The organism is Micrococcus sp. HOU01, from assembly GCF_035609305.1.
GTDB lineage: Bacteria > Actinomycetota > Actinomycetes > Actinomycetales > Micrococcaceae > Micrococcus > Micrococcus luteus.
The window spans coordinates 53979-73448 of record NZ_CP141211.1; the positions used below are offsets into that span (position 1 = coordinate 53979).

Below are 19470 nucleotides of genomic sequence, written 5' to 3' on the forward strand. Positions count from 1 at the left end.
CTGATCCACCCCCTTCGAGCGGAGACTTCACGTGAGCACCTCCCCCTCCGGCTCCCGCGTCGCCGAGCCCGACGCGGCCACCACGGACCGCGGGCAGCTGCACCGCGGCCTGAGCCAGCGGCACATCATGTTCATCGCCCTGGGCACGGCGGTGGGCACCGGCCTCTTCTACGGCTCGGCCGGCGGCATCCAGGCCGCCGGGCCGGGCGTGATCCTGTCCTTCCTCGTCGCCGGCGCCGCCGTGTTCCTCGTGATGCGCGCCCTCGGCGAGATGACGCTCCGTGAGCCCGTCTCCGGCTCCTTCGCCGCCTATGCCTCCCGTTATCTCGGCCCCTTCGCCGGCTACGTGACCGGCTGGACCTTCGTCTTCGAGCTGGCCGTCGTGATCATCGCGGACACCGCCGCCATCACCACGTACATGGCGTTCTGGTTCCCGGGGGTCCCGGCCTGGGCCTGGGTCGCCGCCACGATCCTCGTGGTCGGCCTGATCAACTTCACGCACGTCGGGAACTTCGGCGAGGCCGAGTTCTGGCTGACGCTCGTGAAGGTCGGGGCCATCGTGGCGATGATCTTCGGCGGTGTGATCCTGCTCTTCACCGGCGCCTCCACCGCGGACGGCACCCAAGCCAGCCTGGCGAACCTCGTGGACCACGGCGGATTCCTGCCGCACGGCATCCTGGGCGTGCTGACCGCGCTCACCATCGTGACGTTCTCCTTCGGCGGCATCGAGACCCTCGGCGTGGCCGCGGGCGAGGCCAAGAACCCGGAGAAGGTGCTGCCCAAGGCCATCAACACGGTGCCGATCCGCATCCTGTTGTTCTACGTGCTGACGATGGCGGTCATCATGGCCCTCGTCCCCTGGAACCAGGTGGACGGCAAGGCCAGCCCGTTCGTGCAGATCTTCGAGGGCCTCGGCGTCCCCTTCGCCCCGCACCTGCTGAACTTCGTGGTGCTCACGGCCGCCGTCTCCGCGATCAACGCCTGCATCTACGCGTCCGGTCGCCTGCTCTACGCGATGGCCCATGACGGCCAGGCGCCCCGGGCCTTCACCCACACCAACCGCGGCGGCGTGCCGTGGCTGTCCGTGGCCGTGACGCTGGGCGTGATGGTGCTCGGCGCGGTGCTGATCACCGTGGACCCGAACGCCTTCAGCCTGGTGGCCGGCGTCGCCTCGTTCGCCGTGGTGCTGACCTGGGCCATGATCTTCCTGTCCCACCGCGCCATGCGCAGGCGCGTCGCGGAGCAGGGCGCGGAGCCGTCCCCCTTCCCCATGCCGCTGGGCAACGTCGGCACCTACCTGGGCCTGGCGTTTGTGGCCACCGTGGTGATCACCATGGCTACCATCCCGGATTCGCGCCGCGCGCTCATCATCGGTCTCGTGTGGGTCGCGGTCCTGACCCTCGCCTGGTTCGTCACGGGCACCCGCACGTCGGCCGCGGCCCACAGCCGCACCGGCACCCTGCCGGTGGTCCGCACCCGCCAGTCCCACGAGGACTGACCCCCACGACGACGACGGCCCCTGTCCCGCGCGGGACAGGGGCCGTTCTCGTCGGGGCCGGGAGGGCGCCCGGGGGCGGACGTCAGTGCTCGTGGCGGCGCAGCCGGGTGCGGCGAGGCCCCTCCGAGGCCGGGACGCCGGCGGCCGCATCGGCGATCCGCTGCTGGTGGTCCCGACTGAGCGAGGCCCACCACTGCGAGGCCGCCACGGGGCCGGAGTCGACCACCTCGTCGTCGTCGGACTCGAGGCCCAGGCGGTCCTTGATGGAGGCCAGCATGGCCTGGCGGCGCACCGCCTCCACCCGCGCTACGGAGTAGCCGAGCGAGCGGAACGTGGCCAGGCAGATCAGCAGCATCATCACGGAGAACGGCAGGCCGATGGTGATGGCCAGGACCTGGATCGCGGACAGGCCGCCGGCGGCCAGCAGGGCCGCGGCCATGAGCGAGGTGGCGATGGCGAAGAAGATCTTCACCGTGGCCTTCGGGTTCACGTCGCCGCCCGTGGCGAGCATGCCCATCACGAGCGAGCCCGAGTCGGCGGAGGTGATGAAGAAGATGCCCGAGAGGATGATGGCGCCGACCACGAGCATCGTGCCCGCGGGCAGCTGCTCGAGCACCTGGAAGAGCGCGGTGTTCGAGTCGATGGCGCCGTCCGCGCCCACCACGGAGGTGTACCCGGCCGGGCGGGTGGTCTCGAGGAAGATCGCGGTGCCGCCCAGGATGCCGAACCAGACCACGCCCACCATGGTGGGCACCAGCAGCACGCCCGCGATGAACTCGCGCACGGTGCGACCGCGCGAGATGCGGGCGATGAAGATGCCGACGAACGGCGTCCAGGACATCCACCAGCCCCAGTAGTACGCGCTCCAGCCGGCCTGCCACGCGTCGCCCTCGGCGCCGTAGAACGCGGAGACGTTGAGCGAGTTCGCGAAGAAGTACTGCATGTAGGAGCCGAGGGACTGCACCATCTCCTTGAACAGGAACGCGGTGGGTCCCACGATCGCGATGAACAGCAGCAGGCCGGCGGCCAGGATCAGGTTGGTGTTGGACAGCCACTTCATGCCGCGCTCCACGCCGGAGACCACGGTGTAGAGCACCACGCAGGTGACCGCGCCGATCATGGCGTACTCGAGCCAGGGGCTGTCCTCGGGCACGATGCCCAGCGCGCGCAGGCCCGCGGACATCTGGGTGACCCCGAGGCCCAGCGAGGTGGCCACGCCGAAGACGGTGCCGATGAGGGCGATGTTGTCGATCAGGTGGCCCCAGCCGCCGCGCACGCGGCGCTCGCCGATCAGCGGCTCGAAGGCCCAGCGCAGCGCGAGGGGACGGCCGCGCCGGTGGATGGCCAGCGCGACCGCCACGCCCACCACCGCGTAGATCGCCCAGGGCTGCAGGCCCCAGTGCAGGAACGTGGTGGCCAGCGCCGACTGGGCGGCCTCCGCCTGGGTGGGGTTGGCGGCCGCCACGTCGGGCCGCGGATCGGTGAAGTGCATGAGCGGCTCGGTCATGCCGAAGAACACGAGGCCGATGCCCATGCCCGCCGCGAAGAGCAGGGAGAACCAGGACAGCGTGGAGAACTCGGGCTTCTCATCGGGCTTGCCCAGCGTGATCCCGCCCTTGCGGGAGAACGCGAGGTAGCCGCAGAACAGCACGAAGAACAGAGCGACGAGCGCGTACCACCACGAGAAGTTCGTGATGATGGCCTGCTGGACCAGGCCGATGCCCACGGTCATCTGGTCGGGGGCGAGCAGCGTGGCCCCCACGAAGGAGAGCACGATGACCGCGGAGGGCCAGAACACCCACGGCAGCAGGACGCGGTCGCGGGCGGCCGCGGCGGAGGTGGCAGGGGCGACGCCGGCGTCGGGGGCGGTCGCCGAGGACGGATGGTTCCCGGGTTGCTCGGGGATCATGGGCTCGGTCGAGGGCGGTGTCGGATCGCTCATCCTCCCGACCTTACGTGGTCCCGCACGCCGGCTCCCTGCCTGAGACGCGGCCGAGTGGACGGTCTCACCCGGCGGGGTGACCGCGCCCACGGCCCCGGCGCGGGCGTCCCCTGGTGAGGCGTGGGCGGCCTCACTAGGGTGTGGGACACCACGACGACGGCGGCGCCGGACGGGCCCGCCCGCGAGAGGAAGGACCGCACCATGACCGACGTCCCCTTCGAGGACCGCGAGGACGAACGAGAGCTCGAGACGGACCTGCTCGCCGATCCCAACGCCGCCGGCGACCCCGCGCCGCAGGACGGCCGCGACGGCCAGCCCGTGCGCGGCGGCTCGGACGACCCGCAGCACTGGGCCGGGGAGGGACGTGCCCCGGACTCCCTGCGCAATGCGGAGTCCGCCGCCATGCACATCGAGGAGGACGCCCAGGACCGCACGCGTGCGGACGAGGGCGACGTCGAGATCCTGTGACCGCCCCTCAGCCCCGGTCGGGGACGAGGCCGGTGCGCAGGAGGGTGAGTGCCTCGTCCTGCCCGAGGAGCGGCTGACGCATCTCGTCGCGGAGGAAGTCGAGCATCGCCGAGGCCAGCGCCGGCTCTTCGGAGGCGATCGCGTCCGTCGCGATCGCGGCGTGGAAGTCGAGGGCGAACGCGGCCGTGGCGGTCGCGGCGATGCAGCTGTGGGTGGAGACGCCGCACAGCAGGAGCCGATCCACCCCGCGGCCCCGCAGCTCGGCCGCCAGTCCCGTGCCGTGGAAGGCGGAGTCCCGGGTCTTCACGACCTCGACGGCGTCCGGGGCGGCCGCCGCGACCCCGTCGAGCAGAGCCGCCTGCCGGGTGCCCGGGAAGGCGAAGCCCTCGCCGTCGGCCAGCATGTTCAACGTCCACGTGGAGCGGTCCCGCGCGTGCTCGGTCCGCACCAGGAAGACGGGACGGCCGGCCTCGCGGGCGGTCCGGAGCAGTTCCACGACCGCCGCCGTCAGCTCGGCCTGATGGGCGGCCAGCGCGGGATGCTCGAAGTAGCTGTGCTGGACGTCGATCACCACAAGCGCGGTCTCGCCGCCGGTCGCGCGGGCGGAGGGGGAATCGGGCATCGACCCAGTGTGCCCACCGCGTCGCCGCCTGTCAGTGGCTCGTCGCCCCGGACGACGAAGGCCCCCCGCGTCTGCGGGGGGCCTTCTCGAAGTGGTGGCTCCGACCGGCGTCGATCCGGTGACCTTACGATTTTCAGTCGTACGCTCTACCAACTGAGCTACAGAGCCCGGCGACCTTCGTCACCAGGACCATGCGTCACCGGACTCCATTTCCGAATGCCGGTGATCGGATGATCCGAGCGACCCTGACGGGACTTGAACCCGCGACCTCCGCCGTGACAGGGCGGCGCGCTAACCAACTGCGCTACAGGGCCATGTTCTGTTGTTCTCGCCGCTTTCGCAACGAGTGGAAACTCTAGCAGAGCCTCCGCGCGTCGTGCAAACCCAGTCGGCGAGTGCCGTTCCGGCCGCCGAGGGCGGCCGGCCTGCGTACCCCCAACGGGATTCGAACCCGTGTCGCCGCCGTGAAAGGGCGGTGTCCTAGGCCTCTAGACGATAGGGGCAGGTCCGGTTCGAGATTCCCGAGGTGGACCCTGGGAGTCTATGGTGGCCGCACGCCCCCCGGCAAGTTCCCGCCGGAGCCGGTCCGCCGTCGTCGTGCCCCGCCGTCAGGAGCCCTCCGTGAGCCATCGCCCCGACCGCCCCGCCGCCACGTGGATGAGCGAGCAGGAGTTCGACGACGCCGTCTCCGCGGCCCTCACCCGCATCCCGGACGAGCTGGCACGGCTGCTGACGAACGTCGTCGTGGTGGTGGAGGACGAGTACGAGCCGCAGCGCTGGGAGGACCCGGCCACCGAGCTGTTCGGCCTCTACGAGGGCGTGCCGCTGACCGAGCGCGCCGAGTTCGCGTGGCAGATGCCGGACCGGATCGTGGTGTTCCGCGGCCCGCTCACCCGCCACTGCACCTCCCGCGCCGAGCTCGAGGACGAGATCACCGTCACCGTCATGCACGAGGTGGGGCATTTCTTCGGCATCTCCGAGGAGCGCCTCCACGAGCTCGGCTGGGGCTGAGCGCCGGTCAGGACTCCGGCTGGTCCTGGACCGGGCCGAACGAGGCGCGGCGGCCGAGGCGGACGTCCTTGCGGAACGGGACGACGAGCACCGGGCCCTTCGCGTGGTCCGCGACGCCGCGGCTCGTGGAGCCGACGATCGCACCGGCGAAGCCGCCCAGACCGCGCGTGCCCACCACGGTGAGGCGGGCGGTGGCGGTCTGGTCCACCATCACGTCCACGGGGGTGCCGTCCACGAGCTCGGTGAGGACCTCGAGGCCGGGGAACTCGGAGCGGATCCACGCGGCGCCGGCGTCGAGACGCTCGCGCAGCTCCCGCTCTCGGGCCTCCTCGTCCAGGCTGACGGCCAGCCACGCGGCGTTCGCGCCCAGGGGCGGGACGGCGCACACGAGCTTCAGCGGGGCCTGGCGGAGGCGGGCCTCCTCAGCGGCCTCGAGAGCGGCGGCACGGCCCTGCTCGGAACCGTCGACGCCCACCACGACGGCGGTCCTGTCCCCCGCGCGGCTGGCCTCGACCCCGGCGGGGATGATGGCGACCGGGCAGTGCGCGTGGCCGGGCAGCGCGGCGGCCACCGAGCCGAGCAGGCGGCCCATGAAGCCGCCGCGGCCGCGCGCGCCCGAGACGAGCAGGGAGGCCTCGGCGGAGAGCTCCACGAGGACGCCGGCCGCGTCCCCGATCTCCACACGCAGCTCCGGACGCACCCCGTCGGCGTCGAGCTTGCCGGCGACCTCCTCCAGGAGGGCCTGCACGCCCTCGCGGAGACGGGAGTCGTCCAGGACGGCGCCGCCGGCGTCCGCGCCGTAACCCCAGTACGCGGGGATCGAGTAGGCGGTGACGAGGGTCAGCGGCTCGCCGCGCAGGCCGGCCTCGCGCTGGGCCCAGCGGGCGGCGGAGACGGACTGGTCGGAGCCGTCCACACCCACCAGGACGCCGAGCGGTGCGTCCTCACGGCGGGTGGCGGCGGGCTGGGTCTGGGCGGACATGGCGACCTCCTCGAGTCGGACTCGACGGGCCCCGGGCGGACCCGGCCGAGTGCCTCCAGTCTACGCCTCGGGGCCCGGGATGAGTCCCGTGATCCCGGGCGAGACGCCCGCGGGGAAGCCGCGTGGATCCTCCGCGAGCCGGGCCGGGAAGGCGTCCATGCGCAGGGCGCGGGCCAGGCGGTCGCGGGGGTCGGCGCCGGGCGGGGCGTCCGCGGCGGGGCGGGCCACGGGGGCGTCCGAGGCCGCCACGATGACGTTGCCGCGGCGCCGCCCCTTGAGCATGGGCGGATCCGCGATCACCTCGACGTGCTCGAACGCGGCGACGACGGCAGCCACGTCCGCCCGCACCGACGTCAGGTCCGGCCCGCCGCCCACGTTGAGCACGTACAGCCCGCCCGGGGCGAGGACCCGCGCGGCGGCGCGGGCCGCGTCCAGGCCGGTGAGGCCCGGCGGGGTGATGTGGCGGGCACCGGTCAGGTCCGTGGGGTCCGGGGCGAAGACGTCGCGGATGATCAGGTCGCGGCTGGCCGGGTGGGCCGTGGCCAGGACCTCGGCGGCGTCTGCCACGCGGATGCGCAGGGCCGGGGCGCGGGGCAGGCCGAAGCGCTCGCGGGCGAGGGCGGCCAGGCCGGCGTCGATCTCCACCGCGGTCTGGTGGGAGCCCGGGTACGCGTGGTCCACCCAGCGGGCGAGCGCGCAGCCCGCGCCGCCCAGGTGCAGGGCCCGCAGGGGCGTGGGCTCCGGCCAGTGCGCCCGGACGGCCGCGGCGGCCCAGCGCATGTACTCGAAGGCCATGCGCTCGGGGCGCTCGGGGTCCAGCGGCGAGGACTCGACGCCGTTGACGTAGAGGATGAACGCGCCCGGCTCGAAGGCGTCCTCGCGGATCTCGGCGGTGCCGTGGGTGATCGCGTGGACGCCCGGCTCGATCCCGGCGGGGCCGGCGGATCCGCCCGCGGCCCGGCCCCGGCGCGCCGACAACCGGCGGCTCACGCCGCACCGCCGTCGTGCGGGAGACGGCGCACCATCAGCTGCTCGTGCAGGCCGGCCCACGGGCCGTTCATCGGCTCCGGCGCCCCCACGGCCGCGAACCCGTGCTTGGCGTAGAACGCCACGGCCCGCGGATTCTCGGCGAGGACGCGCAGCAGCGCGGGGCGGCCCCCGACGACGGCGTCCAGCAGGCGCGCTCCCAGGCCGGTGCCGTATGCCTCGGCCAGGACGTAGAGCACCATGAGCTCGACATCGGGCAGGTCGGCGGGCGATGCGGCCGCGTCGTCCGCACCCGTCCGGGCCGTCTCCGCCGCCGAGCGACGCGGGCCCGCGAGCGCCACGCCGAGCAGCCGGCCGCCGTCGTCGGCGACCCAGAGGTCACGGTCCGGTCCGATCAGCGCGGTCCACGCGGGTACGTCCTCCGGGATCCGGGCCTCGATCGCGTCCAGGTACGCGGACGGCAGGAGCGCGCCGTAGGCCTCCCGCCACGACCGCGCCTTGACGCGCAGCAGCGCCTCGACGTCCCCGGGTGCGGCGGGGCGCACGGCCACGGGCTCAGGCACGGACTGCTCCTCCGGGCCGCCGGCGCGGCGGCCATGTCTCGAACGAAAGCGCCTCGACACGCCGCCGTTTCTCGAACGAAAGCGTCCGGGGGCAGCGGGGAGGGGGGTCACCCGGCGTCGCCGTCGCGCGGGGCCGGGGCGGCGCGCCGCCCCTCGTCCTCGGCGAGGGCCGACTCGAGGCGCTCGAGCTTGCCGTCCAGCTCGCCGGTGCGGCCGGGGCGGATGTCCGCCTTCAGCACGAGCGAGACGCGTGTGCCGTACGGGGACACGGCGTCCACGGCGGCGCGCACGACCTCCATCACCTCGTCCCACTCCCCCTCGATCTCGGTGAACATCGAGGAGGTGCGGTGCGGCAGGCCGGAGGCGCGCACCACGGCGACGGCGGCCGCGACCGCCCGGTGCACGGACGCGGTGTCCGCGTCGCCGGGCAGGTGGTTGGCGTCGGCGGGTTGGCCGGAGGGGGCGACGGAGAAGGCGACGATCATGGCACCAGTGTGCCCCGCTCCCGCCGCCGGCTCACCCCCCGAGCACCGGCTGCAGGGCCTTGAGCAGCTCGTTCACGCCGATCGCCACGAACACGGCCGCGGTCAGGCCCAACAGGGTGTTGCGGACCCAGCCGTTGCGGAACTGCCGCGGCACGTCCTTCGTGTTGTTGAGGAACAGCAGGGTCACGGCCAGGAACGGCATGAACAGGGCGCCGAGCGTGCCGTAGAGCAGGATCAGGAAGATCGGCCGGTCCAGGAACAGCAGTGCCATGGGCGGCAGGGTCAGCCACAGCAGGAAGAAGCGGCCGGGCTTCGAGGACAGCGACGGCGCGTCGTCCTGGTCCAGCTCCGCGGCGGGCCGGCGGAAGTTCGTCCAGAAGTCCGCGAACATCAGCGAGACGCCGTGCCACACACCCAGCAGGGAGGAGAAGGACGCGGCGAAGAATCCGATGAGGAACACCGTGGACCACGCCGAGCCGTAGCGCTCGGCCAGCACGTCGCCGACGTCGAGCAGGCCCTTGTCGCCCGAGGAGATCGCCAGCCCCGCCGAGTGCAGCAGCTCCACGCCCATGACCATGGTGGCGATCACGAAGATGCCCGTGAGGATGTACGAGGTCGCGTTGTCGAACCGCATGACCTTCAGGTACTTTGGGACGTTCCAGCCCTTCTCGCGCAGCCAGTAGCCGTAGGCCGCGAGCGTGATGGTGCCGCCGACGCCGCCGGCCAGGCCGAGCACGTAGAACATGGCCTGGGGATCGCCGGAGGGCAGGCGCGGCACGAGACCGGCGAGGATCTCGCCCAGGTTCGGGGCCGTCAGCGCCGCGGAGAGCAGCACCGTCACGAACATGACGCCGATCAGCACCGTCATGAGCCACTCGATGAGCCGGTACTTGTCCAGCCAGACCAGTCCCAGGCCGATCAGGCCCGCGGCGATCGCGAACACCTTGCTGTCCACACCGGGGAACAGCGCCGCGAGCGGCAGGGCGGTGGAGGACATCGCCGTCGCCCCGTACACGATGCCCCAGATGAGGATGTACGGGCCGAAGTACCAGGACGTCCAGGCCCCGAGGGTGCGCCAGCCCTGGAAGATCGTCTTGCCGGTGGAGAGGTAGTAGCGGCCCACGCCCTCCACGAGCACGATCTTGAAGATCACGCCCAGCACCACGGCCCACAGCAGCATGTAGCCGTAGCGGGAGCCGGCGGTCAGGGTGGCCACCAGGTCCGCCGCGCCCACGCCCGTGGCCGCGGCGACGATGCCCGGGCCGAGGGAGTTCCAGCGCGGGCGGATCGGCGTCTCGTTCAGTTCAGCGTCGGTGAACCCGACGATGTCCGGGTTGTGCACGGGGCGCCCGGGGTCGACGGCGTGGGCCATGGGATGCTCCTGCGATCGGGGATGCGAGTGATGCAGCAAGTATCACGCACGGGAGCGATGCCGCTCACATCACTCCGCGGTGCTTCACACGTGCGTCCCGTCCGCCTCCACCGCGATCCCCAGCTCGTTGCCCGGGATCGAGGCGAGCAGCCGCCGCGTGTACGGGTGTCGGGGGTTGGTGAAGACCTCCTCGGAGCTGGCCGCCTCCACCACCCGGCCGTCCTTCATGACGCACACGTAGTCGGAGATGAGCCGCACCACCGCCAGGTCGTGCGAGATGAACAGGTAGCTCAGCCCCAGCTCGTCCTGCAGGCGGCGCAGCAGCGTGAGGATCTGGTCCTGCACGAGCACGTCCAGCGCGGAGACCGGCTCGTCGCACACGATCAGCTCGGGGTTCAGCGCGAGCGCGCGGGCGATCGCCACGCGCTGGCGCTGTCCACCCGAGAGCTCGGCCGGGTACCGGCGGTGGAAGTGGGAGGGCAGGGCCACCTGGTCCATGAGCTCGAGCACACGTGCCCGCCGCTGCGTGGCGTTGCCCCGCCGGTACGTCTGCAGCGGCTCCTCGATGATCCGGCCCACCGTGAACGAGGGGTTGAGCGAGGAGAACGGGTCCTGGAACACGGCCTGCACGCGCTGCCGGAAGTCCTTGAGCCCCTCCCCCCTTCAGCGCCAGCACGTCCTTGCCCTCGAAGCTGATCTCGCCCGAGGTCGGCTCGATCAGCTTGAGCAGCATGCGCGCCGTCGTCGGCGCCCTCAGGCCCCGGTGGGCACCCGCTCCCGACGCGCGGCGGCCCGCTCGCGGACCCAGCGCAGCACGTCCTCCGGACGGTTGGTGGTGAGCTCCTGCACCCCCTGGGCGAGGAGGAAATCGGCGTCCTCGCGCTCGTCGACGGTCCACACCCGCAGCCGCCGCCCCGCCGCCAGCCACGCCTTCACGTCCGCCAGGTGCTCCCGCACGTAGGCCACGGAGGGCCCCGCCATCCCGGCCCGGCCGCGCCAGACGAGCGCCTCGGACCCCGCCAGCGACTGACGCGCCGCCGCACGCACCGCCGCCCGGCTCAGCGGCCCCCGCGCGAGCCGGGTCGGCAGCTCCGTCGGCATGAGGTCCATCAGGGGGCAGAGGGGGTCCGTGCCGGCCAGCGGCGCCACGTGGCGCAGCGCGTCCGGATGGAAGCTCATGAGGGACACCTGCACCTGACCCAGTCGGCCGGTCTCCGGGTCCCAACCGGCCCGCAGCAGCTCCCGCAGCACCCGCTCCTCGAGCTCATGCCCGAACGGGGAGGGGTGCTTGAGCTCCACGGCCAGGCGCAGCGGCCGGTCCGCGGCCGCCGCGATCGCCAGGAGGTCGGCCAGGGTGAGCACCTGCTCCCCCGCGCCGCCGTACACGGCGGGCGGCGCCGTCGTCGTGGCGGGCTCGGCCCCCGGACGCCGGGCGTGCCACGAGACGACATCGAGGCCGCGCAGACGATCCAGCGTGTGGTCCGCGACCGCGCCGCGCCCGTCCGAGGTGCGATCCACGGTGGGGTCGTGCCAGCAGACGACCTCACGGTCCCGCGTGAGCTGGACATCGCATTCGAGACCGTCCGCGCCCACGGCGAGGGCGTGGAGCATGGCGGCGCGGGTGTGCTCGGGGAAGGCGGCGGAGGCACCGCGGTGGGCGATCACGAGGGCGGGCACGCCGCCAGGCTAGGGAGCGCGAGTGCCGGCCACGTCACCGCAGGGTGCCCGGCTGGTTAACTGGTGGGGACCATTCGGTGCACGCGATCAGGAGCCTCCCGTGTCCTTCTCCCCCGACCCCGCCCAGCAGCTGCTCAGCGCCGGTGCCCTCGAACGCGCGGCGGGCCTGCGGCGCATGAAGGCCGTCGCCCTGGGGCTGCTCATCCTGCTGGCCGTGGTGTTCGTGGTCGCGTTCCCGTTGCAGGACACCCACCCGGTGTGGGGCTACGTGCGCGCCGCCGCGGAGGGCGGCATGGTCGGCGCACTGGCGGACTGGTTCGCGGTCACGGCGCTGTTCCGCCACCCGATGGGTGTGCCCGTGCCGCACACCGCCCTGATCCCGCGGAAGAAGGACCAGCTCGGCGCCGCGCTGACCGAGTTCGTGCAGGAGAACTTCCTGGACTCGGAGGTCGCCCACGAGAAGGTCGACGGACTGAAGGTGGCCGAGGCCGCCGGCGGCTGGCTGCGCCGTGAGGAGAACGCGGCCCGCACCGCCCGGGAGATCGCGACGGCGGCCCGGGGCGCCATGGCCGCGGCCGACGACGACGCCGTCCAGGAGCTGCTGCGTCAGCTGATGGAACGCCACATGGTGGCCCCGGACTGGTCCCCCACGCTCGCGGGCGTGCTGGAGGACGTGGTGGCCGGCCTGCACCACGAGCGCGTGGTGGACCTCGTGGTCGCCCACACCGGGGACTGGGTGGCCGCCCATCCCGAGCTGTTCGTCGAGACGGTGCGCCGTCGCTCCCCCGAGTGGAGCCCGGACCTCGTGGACCGCCTCCTCGCCGAGCGACTGCACGCCGAGACCCTCAAGTATCTCGCCGGCATCCGCCGCGACCGGCAGCACGAGGCCCGCCGCGCTGTCGACGACTGGCTCGACCGCCTCGCCGACGAGATGCGGAACGAGCCGGCCACCCGCGCCTCGGTGGAGCGGTTCAAGCGGAACCTGTTCGCGGACGAACGGCTGCGTGCGTGGGCCGGGCGGGCCTGGGTCTCCCTGCGGGACTCGCTCCTGGACGCGCTCGAGGACCCGTCCTCCGACCTGCATCGCGCGCTCGTGGCCGCCCTGCGCGACCTCGGCGCCCGCCTGCAGGAGGACCCCGAGCTGCGCGACCGCGTGGACGGCCACGCCCGCCGCGCCGCGGCGTATGCGCTGAGCTCCTACGGCCCGGCGCTCACCGGGGTGATCGAGGAGACGGTCGCCCGCTGGGACGGCGAGCAGACCGCGCGCACCCTCGAGCTGTTCGTGGGCAAGGACCTGCAGTTCATCCGCATCAACGGCTCGATCGTCGGCGCGCTCGCGGGCCTGGCGATCCACGGGGTAGCCACGCTGTTCCTCTGAGCCGCCGCCCCTACCCCGCACTTTCGAACGTGAAATGGGGCGAATGGGCGCTTTCGAGCGTGAGATAGGCCCTCTCTCACGTTCGAAAGCGCGGGGACGGGGGCGATGGACGCGCGGGGACGAGGCCGTCAGGCGGCGGGCTTGTCCTTCTCGTCCTTGCCGCCGGGCAGGGCGCGACGGATCGCACCGAAGACGCCGCCGTCGTCCTTGGTGCCATCGGCGCGCCCCTGTGCGGCGCCCTCGCGGATCTCGCCGGGGATCACCATCGGCAGGGGGCTGAAGAGCTCCGCGGCGTTCTCCATCACGGCCTTGCCCATGGCGCGGTTGCCCACGCCGCCGATCACGGCGCCCACGCCGAACGGCACGGCGCGGCCCACGAAGCCGGCACCCTGCCGCAGGCGCATCTTGCGCATGAACGTCCTCTTGAGGCGATCCACCACGAACGCGCTGATGCCGGTGCCCGATGCGGTGCCCGCGAGCGCGTTGAGGCTGGACTGCGGGTCGTAGGGACGGCCGGCCTTGGCGGCGGCCTCGCGGAGCAGCTCCTTGGCGTCGTCGCCGAGCATGAGGCCCATGACGAGGGCCTGGGCGCGCTGCGGGTCCTGCGTGGTGATGCCGTGCAGCTCGGCGAGGGACTGCGCGTAGAGGGCGGTGGCCTCCATGAAGCCGGCGACCGCGGCACCGGACAGGCCGAGCGCGGCCACGGTGCCGATGCCCGGGACGATCGCGGTGCCGCCCACGGCGGCACCGGCCCCCGTGACGGTGGTCAGGTACTGCTGCCCGAGCCGCTCGGCGAGACGCTCCGGGCTCTCCCCCGGGTGCTTCGCCGCCATGCGCTGGATGTTCTTCAGGACCAGGGGGCGCTGGACCGCCAACACCGTGGAGAGGGCCTTCTCGAAGCCCTCCGTGGGCTCGCCGTTCTCATCGAGTGCCGACTTCAGCCCGAAGTCCTTCACCTTCCCGGACGCGTACCGGCCGATCGTCGAGTTCTTTGCCATGCGCGCCACAGTATCGGCGCGCGACCCCCGCGGTCAGGACCCGGGCGTCGCCGCGCGCAGGGAGTGCTCGAGGAAGATGCGCACGTCACGGACCTCGTCGGGGCCGGTCCCGTGCAGGATCCCGGGGTAGGTGCGCACGGTCAGGCGGGTGTGCTCCTCGGCCCACGCGCGGGTGTGGGCGACGGCGTCCGGATGGATCACGGGATCCTCGGCGTCCCGGCCCCAGAAGAACGGGCGCGGGCCCGGTCCCTCGGCCGGGGAGTCGAGCATGGCCAGCAGCTCGTTGTCGACGGCGAAGCCGCTCAGGCCCACACCGCAGGTGAACGCCTCGGGGCGCAGACGCAGGACCGTCGTCGCCATGGCCATGCCCTGGGAGAAGCCGAGCACCGAGACCGTGCGGAAGCCGGCCGCCACGACCTCCTCGGCGGAGAGCACGTCGAACACGCGGTGGGCGGCGGCGAGCACCTGGGCGAAGTCGGACTGCAGCAGCAGGTCGAGCAGGAACCAGCCGTGCGCGCCGGGGTCGCCCGGGCCTTCGGACGCCGTCTCGTCGATCTCGAAGCCGCCGCGCACCGCCAGGCCGGTGCACCGCTCCGGGAGCATCGGGAAGTGGCGGCGCGCCGCGCGGACCTCGTTGGAGCCGTAGCCGTGGAACACGAGCACCAGGTCCGTGCCCGCGCGCTCCGCCGGCGGGCGCGACCACACCACGCTGTGGCCGGAGCTGATCGTCTCGGTGACTGGTGCGGGCGTGGGGCTCATGGCTCCATCCTAGGGAGGACCCCCGACCGGGCGTCATGCCTGGTCAGGGGCCGCTCTCCGGTGGGCCCTGCGGGGATCGAACCCGCGACCGGCGGAGTCTGGGGTATCAATTCTGGCTTTTTCTGCCTGCTGCTCTCCATCTGAATACCTCCGCTGATTTTGGCCGACCCTACCCATGTTTCCGTCCGAGCCCGTCCCTCGCTTCTGAACGTCTCCGCTGCATAATCACTGGGCCGTTCGCAGGTCTGCGGCAACCTGGGGCTCTACGCGGGGTTGTCCGACCCGATGAACGTCCGGAGAGCCGAGATGTACCGCTCCCGGGCCGCGCGGACGTCGTTCCCGGTGGCCTCCCACGTCCATCCCGCCTCCCACTTGTCCATGAGATCGACGTACTCGCGGGCGGCCGTTGTGACCGGAGCCGGGGCGTAGAGCTCCAGGAGTGCGAGCGTCTTCCGCGCGGGGTCCTCCTCACCGTCCGGAGTGCCATCGTGTGGGAACTCTCCCACGACCTCCAGGTAGCCGTGAACGTACCTCTCCCGCGCGTCGACTATCTGGAGAAGCTCCCCGGCAACCTCCGTTACGCGCTTTTCCTGGTCCCGGCGGGCCTCCAACTTCCGATCTCTTGTGCCGTTGAGGTATGCCACGCCGCCGCCGACGACGGCGCCGAGGAGCGTTCCGACAACGCCGATCCATGCATCCATGCGGACAGTCTGTCTTAGGCATGCTGTCTACCTACTGGCAGTCGCGCCCGTGGTCGCCTGACTTGCGCGGCCACCCACAGCGCCGAACCACGCCACGCCCCCGCCATTGCCACCGCCTCCTCAGACGCCCCATCCCGTAGGATCACAGCGATCAATAAGGGAGGACTCGATGATGAGTGCTGAAGGCCCCAAGCGGCGTGAACTGTTCCGGTGGTGGGAGTGGGCACTTATCGCCCTTGCGGTCATCTCGATCCCGGCAGGGCCCGGGGCACTCATCTTCCTCATGCCAGTACTCCCGCGGATCATCTTGCTCATCAGGAAGCACCGATACTTCAATAGTGAAGAGTTCCAAGAGAAGAAAGCGGAGATTCGGGCCTTCGTGGCAGAACACAACGAACTCAAGGAGTACATCGACGAGATTCGCGCTAGAGGCTCTTTCAGCCTTGGCGAATCGTCGACCGGCCAGCACGCGCACCTTGCCTATAGCGAGAACACGAGCCGCCACAACTACATCCGGGATCGGAACGTGGCGACCCTCGGGGAGCCGAACGTCCACAATTGTTCGCTTCAGGTGGTACGGAAGGCTCAGATGGACCCCATCCGCTACCTGATGAAGTACTTCCACATCAACGCAGAGGAAGATCGACTAGCGGAAGTGGAAGAGATGGGGTCAAGCTTGGCTCAGCTCGAGGAAGCCCTCTCCAACCTCCAGAACAGAGAGGCCTCAATCACTGAAGCCATCGAGCCCCCTTCGTTCATTCAGAAGCACTTCTTGGACGAGTTTATGGAACAGGTCGGGGTGGAGATTTCCCCCATTACGATCCCGTATGAGACATACACCTTTGAGTACGTCAGCGCGGGTGGCAATAGCAGCGAACGAACCAATGTGGTCTTGAACTCCCAAGCCCTCGACGCCCTCATCGATACGATGTCGGCTCGTATCAAGTTTCGGAAGTCGGCCGCGGGTCAGCGGGCCCTCATGACGTCCAAGCTCCGCCATCACATTAAGGATCGAGGTAACTTCACTTGTCAGAACTGCGGGGTTAGTACTTATGCCGAGCCCCACCTTCTGCTTGAGGTGGACCACATCATCCCGGTCTCTCGAGGTGGCCTGACGACAGAAGAAAACTTGCAAGCGCTATGCTGGAAGTGCAATCGGTCGAAGTCCAATAAAATCTAAGGGCTCGATGGGCCGTCAACGGGAACCCGCCACTAATGGACGTCTGGCCCTCGAAGCCATCTGATACCGCCAGACCTGCACGTCAGAACCATCACCCGCCACACAGGGGGCGGATCGAACTACAAGAATCTGCGGGGTGGCCCTGCCGATCACGGGATCGTGCCCTCGCATGGCGGGTTGGGCACGAAGAACCATCAGCTCGTCGACGGTGCAGGCATGTCGCTCGCCAGCCCGATCACACCCCAGCCAGGCAAGGAATTGGCCCATCACGGCTCCCCTGCTGAGCAGCCGCGCGCACACCGGCCGGTGGGTCGGCCCCGGACCCGCCCGAACATGGTGCTGGGCGACAAGGCCTACTCCTGCTGGACGATCCGTTCCGATCTGCGGGCCCGCGGCATCACAGCAGTGACCCCGAGCCGTCGAACCAGCAGGGTCACTGCGGACGCCGCGATCCAGGCCGCGAGCGGTCTATTGGCCTCGACGGGGCCGTGTACAAAGGCCGTAACGTCCTAGAGCCTCAGTCCGCGCGCCTGAAGCAGTAACGGGACTAACGACCAGGCATGACAAGTACGTGATCGACTACCGGATCGCGGTGGCCCTGAGCGCTGCACTCGCATGGTCCAAACCATTGTCGGACACGCCCTAGCGCCACAGGGTGCCGCGTCTCCGGGGCGTAGTGCGTCGGGATCATCCGAAGTCGGCTCGCGCTGTCCAGGGCTACACAGTGGCCCCGGCGGCGGACATGTTGCGAGCCGCTGGGAGCGGATGACGGAGCTCGGCGTAGTGTTTCCGTCGGCGACGGGGACCGTGCGGGACCCATCCAACTTCCGGAAGCAGTGGCGCACGGCCATGCGAACCATCGGCTTCGGGTGGTCCATCCGGACACGATGCGGAGGGCGGCCCCGACACGAAACGCAGACATCCGGGGGCTTGTGGCGTCGTCGGCGTCCCTGGGGCGCGCCTCGGAAGCCGTGACGGCAGCGCACTATCAGGCGAAAGCTCCGGAGGCGGCGGACATGAAGGCCGTCCTGGCCGACTTCTTCCGAGATGTGGAGGGGTGACGTCGGATCGAAAATGCTGGGTTTTCGCTGGATAGGCCAGGTCCGCGCGGGCATGACAATGGCCCCTGACTGGGCGTCATGCCTGGTCAGGGGCCGCTTTCCGGTGGGCCCTGCGGGGATCGAACCCGCGACCGGCGGATTAAAAGTCCGATGCTCTGCCAGCTGAGCTAAAGGCCCTCACCCGCGGCCGACGACGACGGCGCGCGGCCGACGACGGCGACCCTCACGGGTGCCCTCCGATGGTAGCCCAGGCGCCCGGGGCACTACCGTGGACGGGGCCGCCGCCTCCGGCGACCACATCCCCACCCCGATGCGCCCTCGAAGGGAGCCCGCCCATGGCACGTCACCGCCTGCCCGCCGGCCGCGGCGCCAGCTCGAGCGCCTCGGGCGTGCTGCGCCCGCACCGGCCCCGCCTCTCGGAGCCGCAGGAGCTCACGCACTTCGCCGGCGGCGAAGACCCGCAGGAAGTGGCCGCGGCGGCCTCGCGCCTGGCCCACGCCCTCGTGGCCGGCGGCCGCGCGGAGGAGGACCCGGCCGTCGTCGAGCGGCTGGTCGGGCTGGTCCGCGAGCTCGGCGTCGAGACGCTCGCCGAGCTGTGGGCGGACGCCCCGCCCGTCTCGCTCGCCGGCGCCCTGTGGCGCCTGTACGCACTCCAGGAGGCGACGACCCGCGACGGCGAGCGCTGGGCCGCCTGGTACCGCGCCGGGCACGCCGCCTACGCCTCGCGCGTCGTGGCGGGGGCCGTCGAGCCGCCGGGGCCGGCCGAGCTGCGCCGCCTCACGGACACGATCCTCACGGGCGCCTACCGCTCCGAGATCGACGTCGCGTTCGAGCGCGCCGCGGCCTACGCCCGCGTCGTGGCCCTGGGCCAGGTCGAGCACGCCGAGGGCTCCGAGGCCGCCGCCCCGGACCGCGCCGCCGCCCTCACCCGCCGGGCCGCGCGCCTGGTCAGCACCGCCGACGCCCTGGAGGCGGCGGGTCGAGCGTTTCGGGACGGATCGCTAGACTGAAGGGGACGGCGCCGGGCCGCTGGTAACCCCGGGCTCCAACACATAGCCGCTGCGAGCGGCCTTCCGCCGAGAGGCGTTCCCGGTCCGGCGTCGTCGTCGACCCCTTCGCCACCCGTCGACGAGAGAGCGACCGCTGCCCATGTCCCCCCGCATGCCCTGGCTCGTCACGCGCGACACCCCGGCGCTGCGCCACATGGCGGACCTCGCCGAGGCCCTGCACCGGTCCGTGCATCTGGTGGCCCAGGTCGCGGGGACCCGCGGACCCGAGGCGGACCGTGCCGCCCGTGAGCTCGAGGAGCTCGACTCGTCCTCGAGCGCCACCCTCATGGCCTTCCTCACCGCGCTGCGCAGCGCCTACGTGACGCCGCTGCCCCGTCAGGACCTCTACCGGCTGGCCAGCGGCGTGCACGCGACCACCCGGCGCGTCGTGTCGGCGGGCGTGCTGATCCAGCGGGCCGACCTCGAGGAGCTGCCGACGCACGCCCTCGACGTCCTCGAGACCGTGGGTCGTCAGGCCGAGCTGCTCGCCCGCGGCGCCGCCGAGATGCGCGACCTCGACGCACTGGAGGCCACGTGGATGCAGCTGCTGCGCGCCTCCCGCCGCACGGAGCGGATCATGGTCGAGTGGCTCGCCGACCTCGGCATGGACCTGCTGCAGCGCGACTACAACCGCCAGCGCGAGGTCGCCTGGGCGCTGCACGCGGCGCTCGAGGCCCTCTCCCGCGTGAACATGGACCTGGGCATGGTGCTCGTCCGTGAGTCCTGAGCCGGTGGAG

General features: G+C 71.6%; 18 protein-coding genes, 4 tRNA genes and 2 pseudogenes. 8 read left to right on the plus strand and 16 right to left on the minus strand.

Features of this window, described 5'->3' with window-relative positions; all coding sequences use genetic code 11:
- The first annotated feature begins 31 nt into the window (after window positions 1-31).
- The gene (locus SOY78_RS00255) at window positions 32-1498 is read left to right on the plus strand and encodes an amino acid permease (protein WP_134416819.1); all 1467 of its coding nucleotides are present in this window, start codon (window positions 32-34) and stop codon (window positions 1496-1498) included.
- A gap of 82 nt (window positions 1499-1580) precedes the next feature.
- Here SOY78_RS00255 and SOY78_RS00260 read toward each other — a convergent pair whose 3' ends face one another.
- Entirely contained in the window at window positions 1581-3440 is a 1860-nt protein-coding gene (locus SOY78_RS00260) for a BCCT family transporter (protein ID WP_217565077.1), read from the minus strand.
- Window positions 3441-3641: 201 nt separating this feature from the next.
- On the opposite strand from SOY78_RS00260, the gene SOY78_RS00265 reads away from it, so the two are divergent.
- The gene (locus SOY78_RS00265; protein ID WP_049147831.1) at window positions 3642-3908 is read left to right on the plus strand and encodes a hypothetical protein; all 267 of its coding nucleotides are present in this window, start codon (window positions 3642-3644) and stop codon (window positions 3906-3908) included.
- Between the two features lie 7 nt (window positions 3909-3915).
- Here the strand turns inward: SOY78_RS00265 and SOY78_RS00270 are convergent, their stop codons facing one another.
- The 4 genes from SOY78_RS00270 to SOY78_RS00285 all read right to left on the minus strand — a co-directional run bounded on the left by SOY78_RS00270 (window position 3916) and on the right by SOY78_RS00285 (window position 5033).
- Window positions 3916-4530 (minus strand): cysteine hydrolase family protein, encoded by a 615-nt coding sequence (locus tag SOY78_RS00270; protein ID WP_217565075.1) that lies wholly within the window; start codon window positions 4528-4530, stop codon window positions 3916-3918.
- Window positions 4531-4622: 92 nt separating this feature from the next.
- Window positions 4623-4698 (minus strand) — tRNA-Phe (locus tag SOY78_RS00275).
- 72 nt (window positions 4699-4770) lie between these two features.
- A tRNA-Asp gene (locus SOY78_RS00280) sits at window positions 4771-4844 on the minus strand.
- 116 nt (window positions 4845-4960) lie between these two features.
- Window positions 4961-5033 (minus strand) — tRNA-Glu (locus tag SOY78_RS00285).
- Window positions 5034-5151: 118 nt separating this feature from the next.
- Between SOY78_RS00285 and SOY78_RS00290 the strand changes: the two genes are divergently transcribed.
- Window positions 5152-5541 (plus strand): metallopeptidase family protein, encoded by a 390-nt coding sequence (locus tag SOY78_RS00290; RefSeq protein ID WP_217565073.1) that lies wholly within the window; start codon window positions 5152-5154, stop codon window positions 5539-5541.
- 7 nt (window positions 5542-5548) lie between these two features.
- On the opposite strand, the gene SOY78_RS00295 is transcribed toward SOY78_RS00290, so the two are convergent.
- From SOY78_RS00295 to SOY78_RS00325, 7 genes and pseudogenes are all read right to left on the minus strand, one after another.
- Window positions 5549-6523: a universal stress protein gene (locus SOY78_RS00295; RefSeq protein ID WP_036383528.1), complete on the minus strand. Its 975-nt coding sequence runs from the start codon at window positions 6521-6523 to the stop codon at window positions 5549-5551.
- A gap of 60 nt (window positions 6524-6583) precedes the next feature.
- Complete coding sequence (locus SOY78_RS00300; RefSeq protein WP_324701630.1) at window positions 6584-7513, minus strand: spermidine synthase; 930 nt, start codon at window positions 7511-7513, stop codon at window positions 6584-6586.
- Window positions 7510-8073 (minus strand): GNAT family N-acetyltransferase, encoded by a 564-nt coding sequence (locus SOY78_RS00305; RefSeq protein WP_036383531.1) that lies wholly within the window; start codon window positions 8071-8073, stop codon window positions 7510-7512. Before SOY78_RS00305 ends, SOY78_RS00300 begins: the two co-directional genes overlap by 4 nt.
- A 107-nt stretch (window positions 8074-8180) precedes the next feature.
- Window positions 8181-8558, minus strand: a complete 378-nt coding sequence (locus SOY78_RS00310) for a thiamine-binding protein (RefSeq protein ID WP_063189969.1) — start codon at window positions 8556-8558, stop codon at window positions 8181-8183.
- Window positions 8559-8589: 31 nt separating this feature from the next.
- Complete coding sequence (locus SOY78_RS00315; RefSeq protein ID WP_036383535.1) at window positions 8590-9930, minus strand: Nramp family divalent metal transporter; 1341 nt, start codon at window positions 9928-9930, stop codon at window positions 8590-8592.
- An 84-nt stretch (window positions 9931-10014) separates the two neighbouring features.
- Window positions 10015-10675: pseudogene (locus tag SOY78_RS00320) on the minus strand (ATP-binding cassette domain-containing protein); the annotation flags it as partial.
- A gap of 8 nt (window positions 10676-10683) precedes the next feature.
- Window positions 10684-11607, minus strand: coding sequence for a glycerophosphodiester phosphodiesterase family protein (locus SOY78_RS00325; RefSeq protein WP_036383537.1), 924 nt, complete (start codon window positions 11605-11607; stop codon window positions 10684-10686).
- 100 nt (window positions 11608-11707) lie between these two features.
- Here SOY78_RS00325 and SOY78_RS00330 point away from each other — a divergent pair, with 100 nt between their 5' ends.
- Window positions 11708-12985 (plus strand): DUF445 domain-containing protein, encoded by a 1278-nt coding sequence (locus SOY78_RS00330; protein ID WP_324701631.1) that lies wholly within the window; start codon window positions 11708-11710, stop codon window positions 12983-12985.
- A gap of 128 nt (window positions 12986-13113) precedes the next feature.
- On the opposite strand, the gene SOY78_RS00335 is transcribed toward SOY78_RS00330, so the two are convergent.
- The 3 genes from SOY78_RS00335 to SOY78_RS00345 form a co-directional block, all read right to left on the minus strand.
- Window positions 13114-13983, minus strand: coding sequence for a hypothetical protein (locus tag SOY78_RS00335; protein WP_036383541.1), 870 nt, complete (start codon window positions 13981-13983; stop codon window positions 13114-13116).
- 33 nt (window positions 13984-14016) lie between these two features.
- Complete coding sequence (locus tag SOY78_RS00340) at window positions 14017-14742, minus strand: alpha/beta hydrolase (RefSeq protein ID WP_036383543.1); 726 nt, start codon at window positions 14740-14742, stop codon at window positions 14017-14019.
- 263 nt (window positions 14743-15005) lie between these two features.
- On the minus strand, window positions 15006-15443 hold the full coding sequence (locus tag SOY78_RS00345; RefSeq protein ID WP_036383545.1) for a hypothetical protein: 438 nt from the start codon (window positions 15441-15443) through the stop codon (window positions 15006-15008).
- Between the two features lie 169 nt (window positions 15444-15612).
- Between SOY78_RS00345 and SOY78_RS00350 the strand changes: the two genes are divergently transcribed.
- Both SOY78_RS00350 and SOY78_RS11755 read left to right on the plus strand, forming a co-directional pair.
- A complete protein-coding gene (locus SOY78_RS00350) occupies window positions 15613-16623 on the plus strand; it encodes an HNH endonuclease (RefSeq protein WP_200867934.1) in 1011 nt (336 codons plus the stop codon).
- A 93-nt stretch (window positions 16624-16716) separates the two neighbouring features.
- Window positions 16717-17269, plus strand: a pseudogene (locus tag SOY78_RS11755) (IS5/IS1182 family transposase); the annotation flags it as partial.
- A gap of 519 nt (window positions 17270-17788) precedes the next feature.
- On the opposite strand, the gene SOY78_RS00360 reads toward SOY78_RS11755, so the two are convergent.
- A tRNA-Lys gene (locus tag SOY78_RS00360) sits at window positions 17789-17861 on the minus strand.
- Window positions 17862-18019: 158 nt separating this feature from the next.
- On the opposite strand from SOY78_RS00360, the gene SOY78_RS00365 reads away from it, so the two are divergent.
- Both SOY78_RS00365 and SOY78_RS00370 read left to right on the plus strand, forming a co-directional pair.
- A complete protein-coding gene (locus SOY78_RS00365) occupies window positions 18020-18694 on the plus strand; it encodes a hypothetical protein (RefSeq protein ID WP_002856103.1) in 675 nt (224 codons plus the stop codon).
- 139 nt (window positions 18695-18833) lie between these two features.
- Window positions 18834-19460: a hypothetical protein gene (locus SOY78_RS00370; protein ID WP_036314859.1), complete on the plus strand. Its 627-nt coding sequence runs from the start codon at window positions 18834-18836 to the stop codon at window positions 19458-19460.
- Window positions 19461-19470: the final 10 nt, after the last annotated feature.

Coding starts and splice junctions, on each gene's coding strand:
- SOY78_RS00260 (WP_217565077.1), bottom strand. CDS start 3,440: ATGAGCGATCCGACACCGCCCTCGACCGAGCCCATGATCCCCGAGCAA.
- SOY78_RS00265 (WP_049147831.1), top strand. CDS start 3,642: ATGACCGACGTCCCCTTCGAGGACCGCGAGGACGAACGAGAGCTCGAG.
- SOY78_RS00270 (WP_217565075.1), bottom strand. CDS start 4,530: ATGCCCGATTCCCCCTCCGCCCGCGCGACCGGCGGCGAGACCGCGCTT.
- SOY78_RS00295 (WP_036383528.1), bottom strand. CDS start 6,523: ATGTCCGCCCAGACCCAGCCCGCCGCCACCCGCCGTGAGGACGCACCG.
- SOY78_RS00310 (WP_063189969.1), bottom strand. CDS start 8,558: ATGATCGTCGCCTTCTCCGTCGCCCCCTCCGGCCAACCCGCCGACGCC.
- SOY78_RS00315 (WP_036383535.1), bottom strand. CDS start 9,930: ATGGCCCACGCCGTCGACCCCGGGCGCCCCGTGCACAACCCGGACATC.
- SOY78_RS00335 (WP_036383541.1), bottom strand. CDS start 13,983: ATGGCAAAGAACTCGACGATCGGCCGGTACGCGTCCGGGAAGGTGAAG.
- SOY78_RS00340 (WP_036383543.1), bottom strand. CDS start 14,742: ATGAGCCCCACGCCCGCACCAGTCACCGAGACGATCAGCTCCGGCCAC.
- SOY78_RS00345 (WP_036383545.1), bottom strand. CDS start 15,443: ATGGATGCATGGATCGGCGTTGTCGGAACGCTCCTCGGCGCCGTCGTC.
- SOY78_RS00350 (WP_200867934.1), top strand. CDS start 15,613: ATGATGAGTGCTGAAGGCCCCAAGCGGCGTGAACTGTTCCGGTGGTGG.
- SOY78_RS00365 (WP_002856103.1), top strand. CDS start 18,020: ATGGCACGTCACCGCCTGCCCGCCGGCCGCGGCGCCAGCTCGAGCGCC.
- SOY78_RS00370 (WP_036314859.1), top strand. CDS start 18,834: ATGTCCCCCCGCATGCCCTGGCTCGTCACGCGCGACACCCCGGCGCTG.